Below are 7370 nucleotides of genomic sequence, written 5' to 3' on the forward strand. Positions count from 1 at the left end.
GAGTACAAAGTAAGTGGACGTAATCCAAAAGTGGTGAGAGTATCGCCGGGATTACCAAGTAAAGTTGATTTTGGTGTTACCGAGGTAAATCAGTAATTACCATCAAAGACGGACAAGGAAGTCTGTCTATCCCTATCCTTTCAGGTCTTTCCCCCGTCTATCGGGGGTTTTTTATTTCTAATTAATCTATCCTCTTAATCTTACTTTTAATAACTATAAACAGCTAATTAAAGTAACAATTAATATAGAAATTAGCGATCAGAATAATATATATTGATCGTTTATTGTGATCAATATATAGTATTATGTAAATATTATGAAAAAGTTTTAATAAAAGTATTTCATTTTGTAATTTTTTTAACTGATTGATTAGCTAATTTATTATTTATCAACAAAGGTTAATTAAGATTGGTCATCAATCATTTTTTAAGGTTTATGGATAAATTTTGATGTTGAGTTGAATTACGGAAATAAAAAATATAATCGATCTTAGAAGAAGAGGAAGGAAATAAACTAAATGAAAAAACATAACTGGACCCGGCATCCACTTTGCCTGAGTATTAGTTTTGCTTTTTTACTTGGCTCCAATAATGTTTATGCAGGTAGTTTAGATATACCTAAATTAAATATTATTCGGGATGAGTTTAACGCAGAAGAAAAGCTTAATTTAAGTATTTATAATCCAAAAGTGAAGTTGACGTCGCAAGGATTGTTTACGACACCAATGGGACTTTATATTTACACTAACTACCCAACCAAAATCGCAGAATATCAAATCACCATTTACCGTCAATCGGATTTAGATAACAGACAACCATTAAAGATTTTACGATTTAAAGAAATCAGTCCGTATGAAGCGGTGTTATGGCGTGGTGAAACCGATAATGGTGAGCCGTTATCAATTGACAGCGAGTATAAAGCGATTTTAACCACCACCAGTTATGACGGTTTGAAAGACAGTGTTTATGCAACATCGTTTAAGACATTAGGTCAAGGCATAGCGGACCATAACAGTGATTTTATTTCCTACAACAAACTGGACAATCAATCGGGCTCAGGCCATTTATTATTTGGCCAATTAAAATCAGAGAGCACGATACCGGGCTTTGGCGAAAGCCGGATAGATCATCAGGGCATAGTAACCAGTGCACAAGACCGTAAAGTGGTCATTCAAATGACGGGCTTAAAAGGTAAACAAGGGTTGATGCTTAATGGCGAGCCTTTAGTGGCGGATGCTCAAGGTCGAGCGATGCGAGAGATGATTTTATCGCCGGGTGAGTATCAGTTTGATATAAGCTGGCAGGATGAATCGGGTCAGAAACAATCGCAACAGGAAAAGTTAGTGGTTGAAAAGAAAGATGACATTTTTTATGTGGGTATCGTGGATGTGACGTATGCACAAAACAATGTTAGTGGAAAAGGGCGTTCGATACTGGAAGATGCCGACAGTCATCACTACAGCGGCAAAGGGAGCTGGGATGGTCGGGTTGCTTTTTACTTAAAAGCAAATAAAGGCGATTATCGGTTAACGGCACATCTGGACACGACTGAAACGAAATTAAAAAATGCATTTGGACATTTAGGTGAAAAAGACCCGACTCGTTTTATCCGTGAAATCGACCCGCAAGCTTACTACCCGATATACGGAGATGATTCGACCACGGAAAGTGATGTGGATACGGAAGGGAAGTTTTATATCAAATTAGAGAAGGGCAAAAGTTACGGGTTATGGGGTAACTATAACACCCAAATTACCGGCAATGAGTTTGCCAACTTTAACCGCAGTTTATATGGGGCAAAGTTATATCACGAAAGTGAGCATTCAACCCGTTATGGTGATACCCGCACATTCGCGACGGTGTTTTTATCGAACGGTGAAACGCGAGGCAGTCACGATGAATTAGCATCGACCGGTGGTAGTTTATACTTTTTAAAACATCAGCGTATTACCGAAGGGAGTTTAAAGTTGTCGATGGAGGTACGTGACCGCAATACCGGTCGGGTGCTGAGCACCTGTACCTTGAACGAAGGGGTTGATTATGAAGTGAATCAATTTCAGGGTCGGGTGATGTTAACCAAAGCCCTACCGATGACGGCAAACGGTGGCACGGGCAGTTCAATTATTGAAAGCGGTAATCTGGTTGGGGGTAACCCGGTCTGGATTATAGCGGAATACGAATATTACTCGGACGGTTTTGACTTTGAAAGCCAAAAAGTGTTTGGTGGTCGGGCTTATCACTGGTTAAACGACCATATTCGTATTGGCGGGACATATATTAGTGAAGACCAGGCAAGCGGTGAAACGTATGAGTTAAAAGGACTGGATGTGATTGTCAGACCGACGCAGGGAACACATACGCATTTTGAATATGCCAAAAGTAAGGCCGGGATGAGTGATATTTTTGTGTCGAGTAATGGTGGCTTATCATTTAATCAGACGGTGTTATCAGGTGATACACGGGGAGCAGCATGGAAGATTAATCAAAAAATCGAATTCAGTGATTTGACCGGTGAGGATATCCCATTAAGTTTTACGGGTTACTATTCGATGCAGCAGAAAGGCTTTTCGTCCTTTGCTAAAGCCCGTAGCAGTGATTTAGAAGAGTGGGGTGGCGAATTACGTTATGACTTTGAGACGGATAAAAAAGGTATCTTACTGGGTTACAGTCGTGAAAAAGACAAGGCAAATTATGTCGAAAAAATCGCGCGTGCTCAATATTACACAACACTCGGTGACTTATATAAAACGGCGTTAGAGTTACAACAACGCAACACACATAATTATGGTGATGCTTCTACCCGTGAAACCTTAGTGGCGGCGAAACTGGAACGCTCGTTTTTTGACGGACGGGACAAAGGTTACATCATTCAGCAGCTGACGTTAGGTAAATCGGGCGATGTGGCGAATGATAACCGTACCACCTTAGGATACAGTTCACAAATTACCGAAAGCATCAATTTGGGTGCAGAAGTATTTGCATCAAATCGGGGTGCCGGTGGTGGTGTTCAGGGGAGCTGGGATGTAAATGACCGCACCAGTTTATATACCAAAGTCTTAAATGATGTGGACTCGACCTCGGGGCGGGGTATTACGACAATTGTTGGGGGACGCACCAAAGCGACCAGTCAGATGGAGCTTTACTCAGAGCGTCAATTTAAAACCACCAAAATTGACCGAACCACTTCTGATGTTTATGGGGTAAGTTATAAACCGACGGAAGCACAATTTATAGAGGGGTCTTACTCGGTAGGACGGGTGAATAATCGTTACCGAAACCACAATACCAGTTTAACCGGAAATGATGAAACCCGCCGGGATGTGTATGCAGTAGGATATGGTTATAAAAATGATACTGTTCAGGTACGTAACCGGGTGGAATACCGGATAGATGAAGGTAGTGAGCGGATCCGTCAATGGGTAACGACCAACCGGGCAAAAACGACCGTGAACGAGAACCTAAGCTGGATGGCACAGTTTGATTTTGCAAAAACGTTAGGAGAGCACGATAACAACAGTGAAGTGGTGAGTAACTACACGGAATCGACATTAGGCTTTGCTTATCGCCCGTTATCTATCAATAACCTGAATTTATTCGGAAAGCTAACGTATGTGTATGGTTTAGATCCGGATGATCAGCTGATAGCAAATTCAACATCGTCAAATAGCAAAAGCTATACCTCAAGCCTGTATGACCAAAAAAGTTGGGTGTGGTCATTAGAAGGTGTGTATGAGTGGAATGCGAACTGGGAAACAGCGTTTAAAGCGGCGCACCGACAAGGGCATTTACGTTATAAAGGTGAAAGCACGTGGTACTCATCAGGAGCAAGCTTATATGCACTTCGCCTCAATTACAAGACAGGTGACTGGGAATACCAGATAGAAGGTCGAACGTTACGTACAAACCTAGCGGATGACCATAAAGACGGGGTTGTGACCAGTATTTACCGAAATGTCGGTGACAATATCAAGATGGGAATAGGTTATAACTTTACGGATTACAATGACAACTTAACGCGTCTGAACTACCGTTCACATGGTTGGTTTGTCAATGTAGTAGGGAGTTTCTAATGAACAGTTGGCAAAAAGTTAATAGAGGTCAGATGTATTCATCCGTGCAAATCAAATCAAACCGAAAAGTAGAAAAACGAAAAGAAGAGAATTTGCGCATATCAGGAGAAAAGATAATGCGAACTGCACATCATGCAACAGTGAAAAAAAGAATGCTAAGGGGTATAAAACAACTATTAGCCTCAGCGTTTATATCGATGGTGACACTATCAACTGCGTATGGCTTTGATATAGGTGGAAAAGTCTATTTAGATTATGATAATACGGCAAGCAAAACGGAAATGCCGTTAACGGGTTTAAAAGTTGAATTATATGATAGTAACCAAAAACTATTATCTGATGCAACAACCAACCAAGATGGAAGCTATAAATTAGATGCGCCGTTCCTGGGGACATATAAGATTGTTGCCAAAACGACTGAAGGTGAAACCATTGATCGCTCAGTACAACTGATAGTGGATACCGGCGCCTCTGCTCAGAACTTATTTATCAAAGGGCAAGGCGGTGATATCAACTTAGTGATAAAAGATGACAAAGGCGCCGGTGCAAAGAATATCCCTGTTAGACTAATTTATAGTGCTTCTTCCAAAACTCCTATTTTTGTAACAAGTAATAGTGGTACAGTCGAACTTAAAAATACCTTAAAAGGGCATCAGTATGATATGGTGGTTGATGCAGAAGATTTTATTGCAGATTCAAGTAATAAAATCAAATATGCCTTATGGGATGCAACGTTACCGGATAGCAAAAACGCCTACGTTGACAAAATTAGTTTTAATATGGCGGGTAAAAACCAAAAAGGTGTGTTTAATGTTAAACCACGTAATGAATGGGGTGTCGATGGTGTTGTCGCTATCGATCAAAATGGTGATGGGATCTATACAGTAGATTTTGATACCGGTGCGATTGATATGAATGTCGAGCTTTTTTATCCTGGCACGACAACCAAAGTACTGGGTACAAAAACAATGACTACTACTGATAATGGTCGATATCGTTTTAAAGACTTAGCGGTGGCGAGTTATGACATTAAGGTAACCAATGTTAAAGCACCTTATATTCCAATTAGTAAAATTGAACAAAACGTTAAAATAACAGACGAAAATAATCAAACAAGTGGTCCGACATTTTTATTAAAAATGGATCCGAACGATACAACGTTAGCTGGTATATCTGGAAATGTGTTTGTACTAGGACCTCAGCAATATATTAAAGCAGGTCCAGATTCAGGTAAAACGGGCAATAATATTCCGCTTGCCACTCTGGGTAGTACAGGAATTAATACCACTGTCGAACTTTACCAACATAATGGAACCGATTGGGAAAAAATTGCTTCTCAATTAACAGCCGGTAATTTGGGCACCTATCAGTTTGTTGGATTAGTAAAAAACAAAGATTATAAAGTTGTTGTCACGGAATCAAATATAAATTTAAATGAAAATATTTTTGTCAATGATACAGACGGTAAATCAACCAGTACCTCCTCTAAATCAAAAAGTATTCATAAAGGAAAAGTCACATTAAGTAATGGTACACAAGCTAATATTGCTGCTAAAGAGATTATTTTACCTAAACTTAATGAGCAAAAAACCAACCAAAACTTTTGGTATTCACCAATACGTAAAGATTTAGGTAATTTATTAGTCGTCAATTATTTGAAAACAGCCAATGGGGAATGGAGCTGGAGTTCAACGATTAATGGGCTCGAAGCGATTACCGCCAGTACTTATACTAAAATTGTCTTTTTTGAAGAAGATGGTGTGACTCCAGCAACCGATTTACAAGGTAATAAATTAGAAGTCAGCTATCAAAAGCCGGGTTTTTATGGCGTAAGAGGCTCACAAAATTATCCTATCGATCATGCGGGTTTGTTTTATTATTCTGTTGTTGAATATGATAAGGATAATTTGGATTATCCCGAATCATATAATGGCGAATATTCGGTTAATGTTGCACCGGCTAAAACTTGGGGAGATACCATCTATTTTACACCAACAAGACCCAATACGATTTCCGGATATGTTTATTTAAATAATAGTCATTCTGGTACTTTGGGTACTTATAATCCAAATCAAGATACACCAATTAAACAAAATCGGGTTACTCTGGAGCGTGAAGTATTTGGAGAATGGACAGTTATCACCGAATTCGCAACAGATGACAAGGGTCATTACAATTTCACTAATTTGCCTAATGGAGAGTATCGTGTTACGGCTAAACAGGAATATGGTGGCGGCAGTGATATAAGGAATGGCGATATTGATTTCGAAAATAATGATCAGAATAGTGGTTCGAGTATCGATCCTAATGATAATAGAAAAATGATATCGAGCATTATTGTTAATGCGAGTGGTGGTAACAAATATAACACAGATACTAACATCTGGTATAAATTAAAAATTAATCAACACATACTTCGTGGCTCAGTATTTTTAGATACATGGTTAGGTGATGGTGAGATACAAACCGAGCAAATGTACAATGCTAATGACTTACCTTTAAAGAATGCTATTGTTTTACTTTGCGAAGATGACGGTACCAATGATTGTACTGAAAACGGAAGTAATTTTATTGGGAAAAAACTAACGAATGCCAAGGGTGAATATAGCTTTCAAGGGCAACAAGATGGTATTAATCGAGATGTGACTTATATCGTTAAAACTATCTATTCAGGTACAACGGCTGTCACTAATCCTGATAAAGAGTTAGCACCAAGTTATAAAGTACAGTTTAAACAACTTGATATGCCATTAACTAAGCACTTTCTAATGCAAGGAAAAGGACAATTTTCGGGGGCGCCTGTTAATGATCTCAATGGTGATATGAAGTATGCAGGTGAGCAAACGATTGAGAATGGAAATGGATATTTTCAAATTTACTTCTGGAATGGAAGTGATTATGAAAAATGGGGTGATATTGGTGATTACTATCGAACGATCAAGCTAAAATCATTGCCTCAAGGCAGATATCGTGTCGTTCACAATCAGGGTGATAATTTTATCGATATTGCAGATATGGACCCAGCAACACCACCAGGAACGTTAGATTTTGAAGTATTAGCCGATGGTTCACTTGCCAATAATTTAGATAAAAATAATCTATTCCTAATGCAAGCTCAAGTTTCATCATCAAATACGACCGAGGCAATTTCGGGCAAGCTTTACTTGGATGTAACAGGTTCTAAAAACAAAGATGAAGCAGTTGAGCTCACTAAAGAAGAACTCATTCAATATAATAAAGGTTTGCTAACCGTAAGTGGTATTTTTACCCCTCGCATCTACCCGGGATATTTTAACGGTAA

General features: G+C 39.0%; 2 protein-coding genes. Both read left to right on the forward strand.

Annotation, left to right across the window (positions count from 1 at the left end):
• Nucleotides 1-517: 517 nt before the first annotated feature.
• Nucleotides 518-4069: a hypothetical protein gene (locus ACGH4F_RS09405; protein ID WP_411590992.1), complete on the forward strand. Its 3552-nt coding sequence runs from the start codon at nucleotides 518-520 to the stop codon at nucleotides 4067-4069.
• Nucleotides 4069-7370, forward strand: a 3302-nt coding sequence (locus tag ACGH4F_RS09410; protein ID WP_411590993.1) for a hypothetical protein, incomplete at its 3' end; no start/stop codon positions are given. The genes ACGH4F_RS09405 and ACGH4F_RS09410, both read left to right, overlap by 1 nt.

Source organism: Gilliamella sp. CG35 (assembly GCF_046635745.1).
Classification (GTDB): domain Bacteria; phylum Pseudomonadota; class Gammaproteobacteria; order Enterobacterales; family Orbaceae; genus Gilliamella; species Gilliamella apicola_I.

What these genes read in the sequence shown, in the direction of transcription:
- ACGH4F_RS09405 (WP_411590992.1), top strand. Translation starts at nt 518, where the DNA reads ATGAAAAAACATAACTGGACCCGGCATCCACTTTGCCTGAGTATTAGT.